Origin of the sequence: Aliiglaciecola sp. NS0011-25, from assembly GCF_040370605.1 — a bacterium.
Taxonomy (GTDB): Bacteria; Pseudomonadota; Gammaproteobacteria; order Enterobacterales; family Alteromonadaceae; genus Aliiglaciecola; species Aliiglaciecola lipolytica_A.
Genome location: NZ_BAABWR010000011.1, coordinates 1 through 17,466 on the forward strand (window position 1 = coordinate 1; position 17,466 = coordinate 17,466).

The following is a 17,466-nucleotide window of genomic DNA, read 5'->3' on the forward strand; positions in this document are numbered from 1 at the left end:
CTCGAGAAAGATTATTAGCTGGGCATTCTCAGATAAACCCAATACTGAGTTAACAACCCGCGCTATACGTTTAGCAGTTAATAAAAGAGAGCCTATGACAGGAGTCATATTCCACTCGGATCAGGGCGCTCAATACACCAGTGATTCGTTCCAGAAGTGTTTGAGTGAATTTGAAATCCAGGCAAGCATGAGTCGAGCAGGAAATTGTCTAGATAACGCCGTTACGGAACGTTTCTTTAGAAGTTTAAAGTCTGAAAGAGTTAACTACCGAAGGTATCAAACTCGTCACCAGGCCCAAGCGGATATTATTGATTATATCGAACCATTTTATAACCAGAAACGACGACACCATAAACTGGGAAACATCTCACCAGTTGAATATGAGATGAAATTAATGAAAAGTGCCTAATAAAGTGTCCAAGAAGAGTTGACCATTACACCCTAAACTGACCTTTTAATGGACGCTAGTCTGTGCGATACAGCACTCAGCCGCAAATCAATAAATACAGAGCGCCCCTTTGCATCAATCAATGTGAAATAAAGCAGATTAGTTAGAAGAGGAGATTAACGAGCAACTAGTCGTTTAATAAAAGGCATATAGGTTAAAGCATCTACAAAAAATATAAAAAAAGAGCCCAAATGGGCTCAATGCGTTTACATTCCGAGGCTTTAGTAACCTTCTTTTTGTAAACTTTTTGCATCACCAAAGAATAAACTTATGCTTGTTCTAAGGATACTCGGGCACGAGGATGGGCTTGCTGGATTGATTCTTCAGTGGTTTTAACAAGTTCGATGTTAAATTCAACATCTAGGTATTCTTTGGCAAAACCATGTTCACTAATAAGTTTGGCATCATTAACCGGATTTGCATCAACAACCAGTTCGTCACGTGTGGCGAAAGCGAAGTCGTCATAGGTGTATTCATCACCGGCTAAATTAATTTGCGAGGTAAGGTGTTTAAAGTTAGGTTTAGATACAAAGTAGTGAATGTGAGCAGGTCTGTTGCCGTGGCGACCTAAGTTTTCAAGCACTTTCATGGTAGATCCGCCTGGAGGGCATCCGTATCCACTTGGCACGATTGAGCGCACAACATATTTCCCATCTTTGTCGGTACGAATTCTGCGACGTAAGTTAAATTCACTTTGGCTTGGATCAAAATATGAATAAGCGCCCTTCGTATCTGCATGCCAGATATCGACCATTGCATCGGCGATTGGGTTTCCTTCTTCATCGGTAACACGACCATGTAGCAACATTTCTTGGCCTGGTGTTTTACCATCATCCATTTTTTCGCCTTGTTGGATAATAGGTGCACCTTCTACGTAAAGTGGCCCTTCAATTGTGCGAGGAGTACCACCAGCGATGCCTGCTAACTCATCTTTTGCATCTTCGCGAATATCTAAATAGTGGTCGAATCCAAGACCTGGCGCTAACAATACCGCTTCTTTGTTTGTACCTAACTCATTTAAGTAATTAGCGCCTTGCCAAAACTCTTCTGGAGTAATGTCCAAGTCTTCTATCATTTGATAAATGTCTGATAAAAACCTATGCATTATGGTTTTAAAACGCGGGTTTCCGCCTTCTTTATCTAGTCCAGCCGCTTTTTTTAGTAGGGTTTGTACTGCTTCTGTTTGCATTGTTTTAACGCTCATAAAAATCTCCAAGTACGCTAATTGATTATGATTAATGAATGGAAGAAGGGTGATCACACAAAGGAGTCACGGTCATTTCCATATAGGGATATAAAGGAAGCCCCATCAAAATCTCATGGAGATGCGCATTATCTTTTACTTCAAAAATACTCACATTGGCATATTGCCCTACAACGCGCCAAAGGTGCTTCCAAATACCTTGCTGCTGAAGCTGCTCGGCATATTTCTTTTCTGTTGCTTTTATTTCGTCAAATTGCTCTTTAGGCATATCTTTTGGTGGAATTACGGTCATATTTACTTGAAATAACATATTTTTATCCTCGCGTTACTTACGCATGTAGTGAGTAAATTTATCTTCATCAATCTCAAGTCCCAATCCTGGAAGCGTAGGAATTTCAACACCGAAATCACGATACTGAAGTGGGTTTTTGATAAAATCGTCTTTTAAAAGCAAAGGGCCAAACATTTCTGTGCCAAATTGCATATTAGGGATGGTCGACCATGCGTGTAAGGCGGCGGCTGTGCCTATTGAGCCTTCCAACAGGGTTCCACCGTAAACATCGATTCCAGCAGCGGAACACAAAGTAGCAACATCGAGTGCGCCTTTAAGCCCGCCTGCTTTTGCAATTTTGAGTGCCACTGAGCCAGCAAAGCCCTGCTTGGCAAGAATGTAGGCGTCTTGTTTGTCTGCAATAGATTCATCGGCAAGAATCGGAATATTAAATTTTTCGGATAATCGCACTAAAGTGGCAAAATCTTTAGCCGGTGTCGGTTGCTCAACTAAATCAATGCCTGCATCTTGTAGCGCTGCCATACCTTTTACCGCGGTCACTTCGTTCCACGCCTGATTCACGTCCACGCGAATACTGATGTTACTGCCAAGAGCTTTTTTCACGGCTATGACGTGCTCAATATCTGCTTCGAGTGCTCTAGCACCAATTTTCATCTTAAAGTGGCAATGCCTTTTTTGCGCAATCATTGCTTTGGCTTCTTCGATATCTTTTTCAGTATTTCCAGAGGCCAATACCCAAAGACAGTCCACTTTATCGTGACAAGCACCACCTAATAAATCAGAAACAGGAACACCTAACTGCTTGCCTTTCAAATCCAACAAAGCGGTCTCTACTGCTGATTTAGCAATGTAATTTCCGCGGATAGATTGATTCAGCATTTGCATCAGCACATTGATATTGCTTGCTGGCTGATTGATAATGAGTGGCGAAAAATATTTGTCGATATTCGTTTGAATACTTTCGGGGCTTTCAGGTCCATAAGCTAAACCACCAATAGTAGTACCTTCACCTATACCTTCTAAACCGTTATTATCACGGATGCGTACAATCACCATTGATTGTACTGACATCGAGGTCATCGACAGTTTGTGTGGTCTAATTGTCGGAATATCGACAATAAAAGTATTGATACTTGCAATCTTGCTCATGTTAATCGTCTGTTACCATGTAGTTAAAGTTTATTTAATTTAAATGCTATTTTGAGTGCTTACCAATATTGAATTGGTTGCGAGCAATACCTTGGAGGTATGATGGAACTAAGGCATCTACGCTATTTCTGTGCGGTAGCTGAGGAGTTAAACTTAACCAACGCGGCTAAAAAACTCTTCATCGCTCAGCCACCTTTAACCAGACAAATCAAACAGTTAGAGGAAGAGATCGGTGTCACTTTGTTTAACCGCCATCCACGTGGATTAACTTTGACGCCGGCCGGCCAATACTTTTGGCAACATGCTAAACAAATCCTATCTAAGGTATCGGTAACCATAGAAGATACACGTCGAGTGGCCGAAAGTGGCAAAATTGTTTTTGGTATTGGATTTGTACCATCGGTTTTTTATGGTCAATTTCCGACCATGGTTAGAAGGTTAAGGCAGAACAACACAGCTGAAATTATATTGTACGAATTAAAAACCCGTGACCAATTAGACGCACTCAAAACCGGCAAAATTGATATCGGTTTAGGACGCATCTATATAAACGATCCAGAAATTGAACAGACAACCTTGTTACAAGAGCCGATGTTAGTGGCACTGCATAAAGAACACCCGTTGGCATCAAAAACCATCACCATGGCTGAATTAGCAAAGTTACCTATGATCCTATATCCAGCTGGTCAAAGCCCGACATTTGCCGACATTTGTATTGATTTATTCTCTCGTAACGGATTGAACGTACGTATTGCACAACAGGTAAATGATATTCAAACGGCGTTGGCATTGGTGGCCTCAGAAATGGGCTTTGCGCTTGTGCCTGAACAAGTTAAACGCATGACGAGAGATGATGTAGTGCTGGTGCAACTAGAAGATAAATCCATAACTAGCCCTGTCATTTGCAGCCGACGAAAAGAGCCCTATAGCGAAATAATGCAAGCTGCGACACAAATACTGGATGAATTAGTTGAGAATCAAAAAAACGGTCGGTATTCGTAAGCAGTATTAGATTTAGGCCATAATAAACAATTCAAACCGGCTATTTAGCATGCGCAGAAATCTGTTTAGCGGCATCTTTTAACACCAGTGAATATTCGTTAATAAGCTTTTCGATACTGACTCGCAGAGAATTGGTGCTTATATTGGCCGCCCCAAGTAGTTTTCCATGATAATCAAACACGGGAATGGCGAGGGATCGTAGACCTAATTCCAATTCTTGGTCAACCACACAAAACCCGTTCTGTTTGACCTCTTTCAGCATGTTCAAAAAGTCTTTTTTATCCACAATACTGGTTTCTGTATGCTGATAAAGTTCGGCCGTCTGCAGCCACGCTTTCTGTTGGGTTTCAGACAATTGAGCAAGCAACACTCTGCCCATCGACGTATAAGCTGCCGGTAATCTAGTACCTGGGGTTAAATTAATCGCCATTAATCGGTGGGCAGCCGACGACCTTACCAAATATATGATTTCTTGGTTGTCGAGTATCGACAAAGAACAAGACTCGCCCAGCTCAGTTGTGACTGATTGCAAGTAATGTTGCACGACATCGAGATGGTCATTGGTGGCATTAAATGCGTAACCAAGGCGCAATACTTTAGGTGTCAGCATAAACTGACGCCCATCTTTGGCGATGTATCCTAACGCATGTAGAGTTAATAGAAGCCTACGAGCTTTCGCCCTGTCCATACCTGTGATTTGCGCGACTTCAGACAGTGTCATTTTTTTATGCTGCACATCAAAAGAGCCTAAGACTTCAAGCCCCGAAGCTAACGCACCCACATAATCCCGATGATCTACTGATATTTTTTCTTCATTCACGTTAAAGCGCCCTTCATTCTCTTCATTAAGCTATTTGTCATTCTATCTAATCCAAAGAATTAAAACCTTTTTTATCAACTTCGTAATCATTTTTAATGCTTTTTAGCACGGTTATGACTTGACGATTAACACAGTGTACATTACATTGTTCGCATAATGAATATATGTTTGTAATGCGAACAAGAGGAAAGAATGGCAATTTTCAATTCACTGCAACAAGTAATATCTGAATCTGTAAGCGATGGTGATACCGTTGCATTGGAGGGTTTCACACACCTTATTCCATTTGCAGCAGGACATGAGATTATTCGCCAGCAAAAACGTAATTTAACCCTAATAAGAATGACCCCAGACTTAATCTATGATCAATTAGTGGGTGCAGGTTGTGCAAAAAAACTAATTTTTTCATGGGGTGGGAACCCAGGTGTCGGATCATTACACCGTTTACGAGATGCATTTCAAAATGATTACCCCAATGCCTTAGAGTCTATTGAACATAGCCATGCAGCTATGGCCAATGCATATGAAGCAGGCGCTGCGGGTCTACCTATGGCTGTTTTTCGAGGCTATATCGGCAGTGAATTACCCGATGTCAATGAATCCATATCTTCCGTGGAATGTCCATTCACCGGTGAAAAATTAGCCTGTGTTCCGGCTATAAAACCGGATGTAGGTATCATCCATGCGCAGAAAGCTGATAGGCATGGCAATGTCTTAATTGAAGGGATTATCGGTGTACAGAAAGAGGTCGTACTGAGTTCAAAGTGCAGTATTGTTACCGTTGAAGAAATAGTTGATGACCTCAACGCTGGACCAAACTCATGTGTGTTACCAGCATGGACGATTGATCATATTGCAGTTGTACCTAAGGGCGCTCACCCTTCCTACGCCCATGGCTACTACCAACGTGATAATCAATATTATCTCGATTGGGATGCAATCAGTAGAGATAGAGAACGTTTTAAGCAATGGTTACAAGACGAAATTCTGCAAACAGGAGCAAACTAACATGACTGCTAATTACACCCCTGCTGAAATGATGACAGTGACCGCAGCCCGTGCATTGTCAAATAATATGACCTGTTTTGTAGGCATTGGTTTACCTAGTGAAGCTGCCAATGTGGCACGCATGACACATGCGCCAGATATTACCTTAATTTATGAATCAGGCACGATTCAAACTAAACCTGAAATTTTGCCCTTATCTATTGGTGATGGTGAACTGTGTGAATCTGCATTAACCACCGTATCCGTACCAGAGATGTTTAGATACTGGTTACAAGGCGGTCACATTGATGTGGGATTTTTAGGCACTGCGCAAATTGATAAATATGCAAATTTGAATACTACCGTAATCGCGGCAAATGATGGTACGACATCGAAACTAGGGAAAACAAGTTACGCCAACCCTAAAGTTCGTTTACCAGGAGGCGGCGGCGCACCAGAGATCTCAACGAATGCAAAAGAAGTCTTTATTACCGTAAAACACTCTACTCGTACTTTTGTAGAGCAGGTAGATTTTGTCACTACTGTAGGCTTTGGTCGCGATGGAAAGGTACGAGAACAACATCCGCAGATAGGCAAAGGCCCAACTGTTGTAATCACCGACTTATGTATTCTCAAACCAGATCCTAACACTAAAGAATTAGTGGTAGTTAGCCTGCATCCAGGTGTATCTAAAGAGCAGGTTATTAACGCCACCGGATGGCCGATTAAGTTTTCGGAAGCGCTCACCACCACCCCGTCACCGAATGAACAAGAGCTGGATGTTCTGCGTCAATTGAAAGAAAAAACCGAACGCGCTCACAGCGCTCAAGGAGAAGTGTAATGTCAGTTTTTATTTGCTCTCCTAAACGCTCAGCGATTGGTCGATACGGTGGCGCGTTGGCAAATGTCAGACCCGACGATATGTTAGCGCAAGTAATTAAAGCCGTGCTTGCCGACATGCCTAAATTAGATACCTCACAGATTGATGATGCAATATTTGGCTGTGCTAATCAGGCTGGGGAAGACAATCGAAATGTTGCTCGCATGTCTACGCTACTAGCAGGATTACCCGTTGAAGTACCGGCAACAACCATTAACCGCTTGTGCGGTTCGGGTATGGATGCAATAGGTACTGCGTTTAGAGCCATCGCAAGTGCTGAGGCTGAGATCTATCTTGCAGGCGGTGTTGAGTCGATGTCTCGAGCGCCATATGTAATGGGTAAACCAAGCGCTGCGTTCGATCGCGCACAAACAATGCAAGACACTACTATGGGTTGGCGGTTTATCAATCCCCAGCTTAACAAACTGTATGGCACTGAAACCATGCCGCAAACGGCTGAAAATGTTGCAGAACGCTATAAGATTTCGCGGGCCGATCAAGACCTTTTTGCATATAATTCACAGCAAAAAGCCCAGCGGGCGAAAGTTGCAGGTTGTTTTGCTAAAGAAATTACACCTATTAGCTATCAACCTAGACGCGGTGACGCCGTGCAAATTACCGAAGATGAGCATTTACGTCCAGAGACCACATTAGAAGCGCTAGCAAAATTAAAAACGCCATTTCGAGAAAATGGAAGTGTCACAGCGGGCAACGCGTCGGGAATAAACGACGGGGCTGCAGCCATGATTGTTGCTAGTGAATCAGCGGTAAATAGCTATGATTTACAACCTGTAGCTCGGGTAATCGGGATGGCCACTGCAGGGGTCGAACCAGCATATATGGGTATAGGCCCGGTAAACGCGGTCAAAAAATTACTGTCCAGAACTAAAATCAAGCTGCAAGATATTGCGATTATCGAACTAAATGAAGCCTTTGCTGCACAAGGGTTAGCATGTATCCGAGAACTTGGATTAGAAGACGACGATGAGCGAATTAATCCTTATGGTGGCGCAATTGCTTTGGGGCACCCATTAGGGATGTCAGGGGCTCGCTTAGTACAAACAGCAGCTTTTCAATTACAGCAAAGTCAACAAAAGTATGCGTTGTGTACAATGTGTATTGGTGTAGGCCAAGGCATCGCAATGTTAATTGAACGAGCATAGGTTAAATTATGAAAAATATAGATACTTCCACACATTTTGAGACTTTAGGCTCTGCTGCAAAACCGCCAATGGTCTTAGCGCATCCTCTGGGGATGAACCTTGATGCTTGGGATCAAGTTGCCCAAGCAATGGCCAACGATTTCTATGTACTCAGGTGGGATTTGCCTGGTCACGGAAAAAGTCAGCCTATCGCTAAAGATGCAGCCCCTCTTGGTGAGCTTGATTTGGTTACTCAACTGCTTAACCTGTGTGATGCATTAGATATTAGTCAATTTCATTACGTTGGAACCTCAATTGGTGGCACCATCGGGCAACAACTTGCAATATTCCACCCTACTCGCTTGCTCAGTCTCACATTAACCAATACAGGTGCCAAAATTGGTACGCCTGAGGCTTGGCTAGAGCGCAAAAAAACAGTACTAGAAGTTGGTCTGCAACAAATGAGCGCCGACATTGTGGCCAGATGGTTTAGCCCCACATCAACACAACGAGATCCAAATTTAGCAAAACATTGGCAGCAAAGTTTAGCTGCTACTGATGATTTTTCTTATGCAGCCCTTTGTGAGTGGCTTGGAAAAAGAGATCAAGCCAGTAAGCTTCATTCACTTAATATACCGCAAAACTTCATTGCCGGTAAAGACGATGTAGCCACCCCACCAGATCTAGTCCGAGCGTTGGCAAAGATAATGGGCGTTAGTGACATTATTGAGCTTGAAAATGTAGGCCATGTACCATCTGTTGAAGCACCGGATAAAATCCGTAATATTCTGAATAAGTTGATTTAACTCAGTTACCTAACAGGAGCTATAAATACATACAAAATCATGTACTTTGTGGATTTAAGTGTGATGTTTTTTGTTAAAAAATAAGGTTATACTAGCCACGTTTTTTCACACTAAATTCATAAAATAGAGAAAATTGCATGAAATTTCTGTCCCTATTTATAGCGTTTTTTCTATTCACCAGCAGCAACAATGTGAGCGCTGCTGCTGAGGCAAAAGACTGTGTCGGCTGCCATCAGCAAGCAGTGTCAGATTGGCAACAATCAGACCATGCGAAGGCGATGGCAATTGCCGACAAACATAGTGTGTTGGGCGACTTTTCTGGCGTTGAAACAGAGCATTATTCACAGCACGCCAAATTTTATACAAAAAATGATACTTATCGAATTAGCTTTACTGAAAACTCAAGCACCCATGACTATGAAGTAAAATACACCTTTGGCCATTATCCGCTGCAACAATACCTTATCGAAAAAGAAGGTGGTCGATTACAAGTTTTCCCCTTTGCTTGGGATTCAAGAACAAAACAAAATGGTGGCCAGCGTTGGTACCCCATTTATCCTGAAGAAGACATTAAACCCAATGACCGCTTGCATTGGCAACAACCTTTGCAAAATTGGAACGGTATGTGCGCCGACTGTCATTCAGACGGACTTAAACGCAATTACAACGTAGCCGAAGATAGTTTCGATACACATTGGGACAATATCAATGTGGGTTGTCAATCTTGTCATGGTGAGATGACTGAACATCCAAAAACAAACGCCAGGCAAACCACAAGCACTAAGTCACTGTTAAACAAAGAAGAGCAACGGGAGTTTGGCAATTGGTTACGGGGTAAAGAGGATAAAGTAGCTCATTGGCAAGGCCCTCCTCGCGATAATAAATTTATGGATAGCTGTTTTGCTTGCCACTCTTTACGTGCCCCGCTTACTGATGGAATCAACCCTGAAACAGCATTTTTGGACCAATTTTCGCCCACGCTGTTATCGCCTCCTTTGTATCATGCCGATGGACATATCAAAGAAGAGGTTTATGTATACGGCTCATTTTTGCAAAGTAAAATGTTTGCCGCTGGGGTCAATTGTCTTGACTGCCACAACCAACACAGTATGAAAATTAAAGTGCAAGGCAACGGTTTGTGTCTGCAATGTCACAGTCCTCAAGAATACCAGCAGCCTGAACATATTCGTCACCCGATGGACTCCGCTGGCGCACAATGCGTTAATTGTCATATGCCAGAAACCACTTACATGGGTGTAGATGATCGACGTGACCACAGTTTAACCATTCCTCGTCCAGATTTGTCGGTAACCTATGGAACGCCGAATGCTTGTAATCAATGCCATCAAGACCAGTCTGCGCAGTGGGCAGCTAAAAATGTGCAACAATGGCACGGTAAACCTAAATCGTTACCTCAAGGGGAACAGGCTTATATCGACCTGATGCATCAGGGCTACCTTCCGTTGCAAGCACACTTTGCATTAATTAACGACGAACAACTGAGTGTGATAAAACGCGCCAGCGCCATCTCTATGTTACCTAATTCAGTTCAACAGTTGAGCGACGCAGACATTCAACAATGGGTAAGCTCAGAGCATGATTTGATTCGCTTGGCCACTGCCAGAATAGGCCAATTACTGCCACCAGCAGAACGTTTAAAAAGCTATCAAACACTGCTCAGCGATCAATATAAAGCGGTACGCGTTTTTGCGGCCAGTAACCTAATTAACTTGGGCTTCGAAGCAACCCCAGTTTTCAAACAAGCATTAGACGCTTTACTTAGCAGCAATGAATTAACCCAGTGGCGCGGTGAAGGGAACCTTAACCAAAGCCAAGTGTATATGAAACTTCAACAAAACCAGCAAGCGATAGATGCACTTTTACATGGAATTGAAGTCGATCCTTACTTTGATATCAATTACGTTAATTTGGTGGATATTTATCGTGCATCACAACAAACCGATAAAGTTGCACAAACCCTTCAACAAGGGCTAACAGCCAACCCTAAATCAGCAGTATTACACTACGCGCAAGGTTTGCATTTAATTCGTCAGCAACAAAAATTGCAGTCTATAAAGTCATTTAAACAGGCTATAAAATGGGACTCGCAAAATGTTCAATACGCTTATGTTTACTTTATTGCATTAGATAGCGTTGACCAAACAAAACGCGCGGTCAGTGAACTGAAAAAAGTCATTAAACAGTACAATAATGCACCTCAATTGATTGAACTTGGCATTAATTTTTCTAGAAAAATCGGTGACCAAGGATCGTTCAATTTTTTCCAAAGGTTAAACTAACAAATTAACTTTCACTGACCGAGCAAGGCGATATTGCCAGTTTATGGGCAAATCGCCATCGGCGTGAGCGCAACAAAACTGCTAACAATCCCTCATTTATGATCGCAAGATAGTCCATAATGTTCACAAGATTATCAATCTTCTAGTTCGGCCAGATATGCTAATCTTAAAGTATTGATACGATACTTGAGAATTGTTATGTCCGAACAAATACACAAAGTACCATTGCTAATTAATGGTGAGCTAGTCCAAAGTAAAACCCAACACTGGTTGGATGTTACCAACCCAGCCGACCAACAAGTGATTGCTCAAGTCCCTCTCGCCACCTCGCAAGAAGTCGAAGATGCAGTGAACGCAGCCAAAGCAGCGTTTGAAACTTGGAAAGATGTGCCAGTTGGTGACAGAGCGCGACTCATGTTGCGTTACCAAGCTTTACTTAAAGAGCATCATGATGAACTTGCCAGCTTACTGGCTAAAGAAACCGGAAAAACCTTTGCTGATGCCAAAGGGGATGTATGGCGGGGTATCGAAGTTGTTGAACATGCCTGCAATATCGCCTCATTGAGTATGGGTGAGATTCTTGAAAACGTAGCTAACAAGATTGACTGTTACAGCATCACGCAACCTTTAGGTGTTTGCGTCGGTATTACCCCCTTTAATTTTCCAGCGATGATCCCGTTGTGGATGTTCCCCATGGCAATTGCCTGCGGTAACACATTTGTACTTAAACCGTCAGAACAAGATCCACTCACGCCTATGCGATTGGCGGCACTATTTAAACAAGCAGGTGCACCTGACGGCTTATTACAAGTTGTGCACGGTGGAAAAGATGCTGTTAATCAATTATTGGAACATAAAGATACACCGGCGATTTCCTTTGTAGGCTCAGTGGCTGTGGGTGAACATATTTACCGTACCGGTACCGACCACCTAAAACGAGTACAAGCCTTTGCTGGCGCTAAGAATCACATGGTCGTCATGCCTGATGCATCAAAAAACCAAGTTATTAATGGTATTGCTGGAGCTTCAGTTGGCGCTGCCGGACAACGTTGTATGGCGATTTCGGTAGTCGTGTTGGTAGGTGAAACAAAGCAATGGATTGGTGAAATGCGTGATGCATTGGCGAAGGTCAAACCTGGTGTTTGGGATGATCCTGAAGCCGGTTATGGTCCTTTGATCAATCCACAAGCGAAACAACGGGTGTTGAAGCTGATTCAAGAAGGCAAAGATGCGGGGGCAACCTGTTTACTCGATGGTAGTGACTATCAAGTTGCTGGATATCCCGATGGTAATTGGGTTGGTCCAACGATGTTCACCGATGTCACTCGCGACATGTCAATTTACCAACAAGAGATATTTGGTCCGGTATTGATTGTATTGGAAGTGGACACCTTAGAAGAAGCCATTAACCTAATTAATGAAAACCCTTATGGCAATGGCACCTCCATTTATACCTCTTCTGGCGCAGTTGCTCGTAAATATCAACACGAGATAAAGGTCGGACAGGTGGGTATCAATGTCCCAGTCCCTGTGCCGCTCCCGATGTTTTCGTTTACTGGTTGGCGAAAATCGTTCTACGGTGATCAACACGCTTATGGTAAGCAAGCCGTGAAGTTTTATACTGAGACAAAAACCATCACAGCAAGATGGTTCGACGATGATATTGATACCGGTGTAAATACCACTATTGAATTGAAATGATTTTTCACCGTTTAACGTTATATTAGTAAGGGACAAAGTCATGGCCGTTATTGGTTTTATAGGTTTAGGTAATATGGGTGGTCCAATGGCCATCAATTTAGTTAACGCTGGTCACACTGTTAAAGTATTCGATTTATCTTCTGAGGCGATTAAACATGTCGTAACAAAAGGTGGTTTAGCCGCAAGCAGCGCGGTTGAGGCGGCTCAAGAGTCAGATGTAGTGATCTCAATGTTGCCTTCTGGGAAGCATGTTGAAGGGCTTTACGTATCGTCATCGCAACCATTGTTTGATGTGGTTAAAAAAGACGTCTTAATCATTGATTCATCAACGATTGATGCAGCAACTGCAAAACGTGTATGTGAAATTGCCGAGCAGCGCGGATTAAGCTTTGTTGACGCTCCAGTTTCTGGTGGTGTGGCTGGCGCAGTGGCAGGTACCTTAGCGTTTATGGTTGGCGCGACAGATGCACAATTTGCCCAAGCTAAACCGATTTTATTGAACATGGGTCAAAACATCTTTCATGCAGGCGCTAGTGGCGCAGGTCAAATCGCAAAATGTTGTAATAACATGTTGCTGTCAGTACTAATGGCAGGCACTGCGGAAGCACTTAATATGGGCGTAAAAAATGGCCTAGATCCCGCAGTGTTATCGCAAATAATGTTACAAAGCTCTGGCAATAATTGGGCGTTACAAAAATATAATCCTTATCCCAATGTGATGGAAGGAGTGCCTTCGTCTAACGGATATCAAGGAGGCTTCCAGGTTGATTTGATGTACAAAGATTTAGGCTTGGCGATGGACATTAGCCATCAAAGTGGCTCACCAGCGCCCATGGGTTCGCAAGCAAAATCACTGTATTCGATGCACAAGTCAAAAGGCAATGGAGCTCTGGACTTTTCCAGCATAATGCAATTATATCAAGACTAATAAAACCAGTTTATTCAAATACATACGGCTAAAAATAGTCCGTTATAAGTGACACTAATTTGACCGTCACTAGGCTAGTATGATGGAATTTATGTTTTGTGATGATTATTGAGGTAAAGCAATGAGTATCTGGTTTGCAAAACCACAGGTTGAAGATCTAAATCAAATGTTAGCCAAAGGTCAGATTAATCGCTCACTTGGGCTGGAAGTAACGGAAGTGGGTGACGACTTTATACGTGGAACTATGCCAGCGGATGAACGCACTTTTCAGCCATACGGTGTAGTCCATGGAGGCGCAAATGTGGTACTTGCAGAAACCTTAGGAAGCATAGCTGGTTACTACTGTGTCGACACAAGCTTATTTCAAGTGTTTGGTCAGGAAGTCAATGCCAGTCATATACGTTCGGTATCCTCAGGTTTAGTAACGGCAACAGTTAGACCTATTCACTTAGGTTCTCGCTCACAAATCTGGGAAATTCGCTTAGAGAACGATCAAGGTAAACTTAGTTGTTTGTCGAAATTGACGACTGCGGTAGTGCCAATAAGACGTTAAGCAAGAATAACCAAAGGCATTATCACTTAACTATGCTTTAGTTTTCGATACTCTGAAGGCGACAACCCAGTGTGTTTTTTAAATAATCGAGAAAAATACAAACTATCATCATAACCTACCCGTGAAGCGATACCCTGTATCGCTAATTCGCTGGTTTCTAATAAGTAGCTGGCATATTCCACTTTCATTTTTAAAAAGTGTTGAACCGGTGAAAAACCCGTCGCTTCTTTGTATTTCTTACTGAAATGAAATTTAGACAAATTCACCTGCTTTGCCAATGCATCCAGATCAATTGATTTATTCAGGTTCTGCAACATATAAGCTTGTAAAATATCGAGGTTAAATTGCTGCCTTTCGGGAGTGTTAACTTGCTGCGCCAGCTTACCGATATAAGCAAGTAATTGTTTAAGCATATTGGCAGCATAGATCATAGCTGGCGTATTGTAACCTGTGCTTGATTCGGCCAGCACTGAGGCAAACTGTGCCATTAGTTGGGGTGAATGCCCGATTTTAAGGATCGGCATTTGCTTTTTATAATCCATATTAAAGACATATTCTTGAGCTTGATGACCGGAAAAGTGACACCAATAAATCGACCAAGGATCATCGGCATTTGCCCAATATCTATGACTCACTCCCCTAGGCAATAACGCCAGCTCACCACTTTGTATCTCGCCGCTCCAGTCACTAGTACGTAAAAAACCTTTGCCCGAAAAGCAATAAATCAAGATATTGTCGTCATGCCTATTTCGTGACATTTCATGAAAAAGCGCTTTTTCGTAGCGGCCCACTGCCAAAGGGTAACAATCTTGAGTAAGTGGATGTTGTTGTAGTTGCTGGCGAATAACAACGGGCGACACCATTCGTTCGCTGTGGCTACTGAGGGGCCAGTTCGATGTTTTGCTCACTGCGCTGTTCTCTCCAATTGGATAATCTAAACCTAAGGCTTCATTTTACTCAAGGCTGCACAACGCAATATAATCCATATTAATAATGAGATACAAAATAAATTAGCGGAACCGAGAGGGTGATCCAGATGAGTAGAAGTCTAATGTGAGGACGCACTGGGCCATCTTCTAACAGAAATTAGCAGCTAGCAAAGCAGTGGCAGGGGGTGTGGCAAACTAATCGGCTGTCCAACCACCGTCCACCACTATACTGGTTCCAGTGACTAACGAAGAAGCATCCGAAGCCAAATATACTGCAGCGCCCATCAAATCTTGCACTTGTCCTAATCGACCCAATTTAATTTTGCTTAATACCGAGCGTAAAAATAACGGATCTTCAAAAAACGGCTTGGTTAAGGGTGTTTCAATAAAGGTTGGCGCTATGGTATTGGAGCGAATGCCATAACTTGCAAGATCTAGAGCTAGGCTTTTATTCATTCCCTCTAAGGCCCATTTTGAAGCGCAATATAACGACCGATTAGGGCCGCCAACATGACCCATTTGCGAACCAATATGTATAAGCGAACCTTTAATATTTGACGCGACCATTTTTTTCACACATGCCTGTGCAACAAAAAACGCACTTTTGAGATTCAGATTTAAAACTGCATCGTAGTCATCTTCAGTGACATCCATCATCCCTTTCGGACGATTAGTACCCGCGTTATTAATCAAAACATCAAACCCTTGGCGCTGCTCGAAAAAGACCTCGACTTGTTGTAAATCGGTAACATCCAAACACACAGCTTCAGCCTGACCACCAGCAGCGACGATGGCCGCAGCCACCGCACTTATTTCGCCCTGACTACGGGCAACTAAGGTCACATGCGCACCAACCTCAGCTAAACCAGCAGCCATTGCCATGCCAATACCTCGACCAGCCCCCGTCACTAGCGCACGACGTCCATCTAGTCGCATATTTGGAAGTTTAGGTAAGCTAATCTCAGTCACAATTCACCTCAGGCGCGAGTTTTATCAGAAGGAACAACGGCACTTGCGTATGGCACATCTCTATGACCATAACGACGAACACGTATATTCGCTTGTTCACCATGACCAGAAAAACCTTCCAAGTTACATAAACGTGAACAATACTCACCCACCAAAGCGGATGCTTCGTCAGTGATGACTTTTTGATAGGTACAGGTTTTCAAGAATTTACCGACCCACAATCCGCCAGTGAAACGAGCCGATTTTTTGGTTGGTAATGTATGGTTAGTACCAATCACCTTATCTCCAAAGGACACATTGGTGCGTGGACCAAGGAACAAGGCACCGAAGTTTGTCATGTTATTCAAGAAATAGTCCGGGTCACTGGTCATCACTTGAACATGCTCAAACGCAAGTTCATCGGCAATTTGTACCATTTCTTCGTAACTTTCTGCGACTATGACTTCACCGTAGGTTTCCCACGCTTTGCGCGCGATATCTGCGGTCGGCAATATCTCTAATAGGCGTTCAATTTCAGCCATAGTTTCACGGGCAAGTTTTTCAGAGTTGGTTAATAAAACACCCGGACTATCAGGGCCGTGTTCAACTTGACCAAGGATATCGGTAGCACATATTTCACCGTCAACCGACTCGTCTGCAATAATCAATGTTTCCGTTGGACCGGCAAATAAATCGATACCGACGCGACCAAATAACTGGCGTTTGGCTTCAGCCACAAAAGCATTTCCAGGGCCAACAAGAATATCGATAGGATCGATAGTTTGCGTACCTAATGCCATCGCGCCCACAGCTTGAATACCGCCTAAAGCATATATTTCATCAGCTCCCGCCAACGCCTGAGCTGCGACTATCGCCGGTGCAGGTTTACCTTTGAAAGGTGGCGCACAGGTTATGACTCGTTTAACCCCAGCCACTTTTGCAGTGATAACTGACATATGAGCAGAGGCCAAAAGCGGATATTTACCGCCAGGTACATAACAACCAGCAGCGTTAACTGGCACATTTTTGTGGCCCAAAATAACTCCGGGCATAGTTTCCACTTCTACGTCTTGCATCGATTGGCGTTGAATGGTGGCAAAATTTTTGACTTGTGCTTGAGCAAACTCGATGTCTTTTAAGTCTTGTTTCGACAAGGTATCAATACAGGCTTGGATCTCTTTAGCTGAGAGTCGATAATCTTCACGATCCCAACCATCAAATTTTATCGACAAATCTCGCACTGCGGCATCACCACGTTGATCGATATCGGCTAAGGTACTTTCTACAATATCTCTGACTTTACGATCAGCATCAGCTTTTACTTCTGCGGTTGCTCCGCGTTTTAACCAAACGGCCATTCTATTATCCTAGTTTGTT

17 protein-coding genes are annotated in these 17,466 nt (G+C 43.1%); 10 read left to right on the forward strand and 7 right to left on the reverse strand.

Annotated features, from left to right (window positions below):
• On the forward strand, positions 1-409 hold a 409-nt coding region (locus tag ABWV72_RS10890), incomplete at its 5' end, for an IS3 family transposase (protein ID WP_353370514.1).
• 307 nt (positions 410-716) lie between these two features.
• Here the strand turns inward: ABWV72_RS10890 and catA are convergent.
• Genes catA through ABWV72_RS10905 form a run of 3 tightly spaced genes read right to left on the reverse strand, consistent with a single transcriptional unit; the run spans position 717 to position 3,093 of the window.
• The gene (gene catA, locus ABWV72_RS10895; RefSeq protein WP_342806272.1) at positions 717-1,652 is read right to left on the reverse strand and encodes a catechol 1,2-dioxygenase; all 936 of its coding nucleotides are present in this window, start codon (positions 1,650-1,652) and stop codon (positions 717-719) included.
• A gap of 31 nt (positions 1,653-1,683) precedes the next feature.
• Positions 1,684-1,962: a muconolactone Delta-isomerase gene (gene catC / locus ABWV72_RS10900; protein WP_216049230.1), complete on the reverse strand. Its 279-nt coding sequence runs from the start codon at positions 1,960-1,962 to the stop codon at positions 1,684-1,686.
• A gap of 15 nt (positions 1,963-1,977) precedes the next feature.
• Positions 1,978-3,093, reverse strand: coding sequence for a muconate/chloromuconate family cycloisomerase (locus tag ABWV72_RS10905; RefSeq protein ID WP_353370517.1), 1,116 nt, complete (start codon positions 3,091-3,093; stop codon positions 1,978-1,980).
• A gap of 99 nt (positions 3,094-3,192) precedes the next feature.
• Here ABWV72_RS10905 and ABWV72_RS10910 point away from each other — a divergent pair, with 99 nt between their 5' ends.
• Entirely contained in the window at positions 3,193-4,095 is a 903-nt protein-coding gene (locus tag ABWV72_RS10910; protein ID WP_252729292.1) for a LysR family transcriptional regulator, read from the forward strand.
• Between the two features lie 40 nt (positions 4,096-4,135).
• Here the strand turns inward: ABWV72_RS10910 and ABWV72_RS10915 are convergent, their stop codons facing one another.
• Positions 4,136-4,915: an IclR family transcriptional regulator domain-containing protein gene (locus ABWV72_RS10915; RefSeq protein WP_353370521.1), complete on the reverse strand. Its 780-nt coding sequence runs from the start codon at positions 4,913-4,915 to the stop codon at positions 4,136-4,138.
• 192 nt (positions 4,916-5,107) lie between these two features.
• On the opposite strand from ABWV72_RS10915, the gene ABWV72_RS10920 reads away from it, so the two are divergent.
• The 8 genes from ABWV72_RS10920 (at position 5,108) to ABWV72_RS10955 (ending at position 14,212) form a co-directional block, all read left to right on the forward strand.
• A complete protein-coding gene (locus ABWV72_RS10920; protein ID WP_353370523.1) occupies positions 5,108-5,923 on the forward strand; it encodes a CoA transferase subunit A in 816 nt (271 codons plus the stop codon).
• Between the two features lies 1 nt (position 5,924).
• Complete coding sequence (locus ABWV72_RS10925; RefSeq protein ID WP_342806266.1) at positions 5,925-6,743, forward strand: CoA-transferase subunit beta; 819 nt, start codon at positions 5,925-5,927, stop codon at positions 6,741-6,743.
• Positions 6,743-7,945 (forward strand): 3-oxoadipyl-CoA thiolase, encoded by a 1,203-nt coding sequence (gene pcaF / locus ABWV72_RS10930; protein WP_342806264.1) that lies wholly within the window; start codon positions 6,743-6,745, stop codon positions 7,943-7,945. Before ABWV72_RS10925 ends, pcaF begins: the two co-directional genes overlap by 1 nt.
• 8 nt (positions 7,946-7,953) lie before the next feature.
• Positions 7,954-8,730 carry an alpha/beta fold hydrolase gene (locus tag ABWV72_RS10935; protein ID WP_353370526.1) on the forward strand — a complete coding sequence of 259 codons (777 nt, stop codon included), beginning with the start codon at positions 7,954-7,956 and terminating at the stop codon, positions 8,728-8,730.
• A gap of 137 nt (positions 8,731-8,867) precedes the next feature.
• On the forward strand, positions 8,868-11,030 hold the full coding sequence (locus ABWV72_RS10940) for an ammonia-forming cytochrome c nitrite reductase subunit c552 (protein WP_353370528.1): 2,163 nt from the start codon (positions 8,868-8,870) through the stop codon (positions 11,028-11,030).
• A gap of 210 nt (positions 11,031-11,240) precedes the next feature.
• Positions 11,241-12,731: a CoA-acylating methylmalonate-semialdehyde dehydrogenase gene (locus ABWV72_RS10945; protein WP_216049407.1), complete on the forward strand. Its 1,491-nt coding sequence runs from the start codon at positions 11,241-11,243 to the stop codon at positions 12,729-12,731.
• 40 nt (positions 12,732-12,771) lie between these two features.
• Entirely contained in the window at positions 12,772-13,659 is an 888-nt protein-coding gene (gene mmsB / locus ABWV72_RS10950; protein ID WP_342806259.1) for a 3-hydroxyisobutyrate dehydrogenase, read from the forward strand.
• Positions 13,660-13,780: 121 nt separating this feature from the next.
• Positions 13,781-14,212 carry a hotdog fold thioesterase gene (locus ABWV72_RS10955; protein WP_216049259.1) on the forward strand — a complete coding sequence of 144 codons (432 nt, stop codon included), beginning with the start codon at positions 13,781-13,783 and terminating at the stop codon, positions 14,210-14,212.
• Between the two features lie 26 nt (positions 14,213-14,238).
• On the opposite strand, the gene ABWV72_RS10960 is transcribed toward ABWV72_RS10955, so the two are convergent.
• The 3 genes from ABWV72_RS10960 to hisD all read right to left on the reverse strand — a co-directional run bounded on the left by ABWV72_RS10960 (position 14,239) and on the right by hisD (position 17,447).
• Positions 14,239-15,120, reverse strand: a complete 882-nt coding sequence (locus ABWV72_RS10960) for an AraC family transcriptional regulator (RefSeq protein ID WP_216049260.1) — start codon at positions 15,118-15,120, stop codon at positions 14,239-14,241.
• A gap of 216 nt (positions 15,121-15,336) precedes the next feature.
• Positions 15,337-16,110 (reverse strand): SDR family NAD(P)-dependent oxidoreductase, encoded by a 774-nt coding sequence (locus tag ABWV72_RS10965; protein ID WP_216049261.1) that lies wholly within the window; start codon positions 16,108-16,110, stop codon positions 15,337-15,339.
• An 8-nt stretch (positions 16,111-16,118) separates the two neighbouring features.
• Positions 16,119-17,447: a histidinol dehydrogenase gene (gene hisD / locus ABWV72_RS10970; protein WP_353370531.1), complete on the reverse strand. Its 1,329-nt coding sequence runs from the start codon at positions 17,445-17,447 to the stop codon at positions 16,119-16,121.
• Positions 17,448-17,466: the final 19 nt, after the last annotated feature.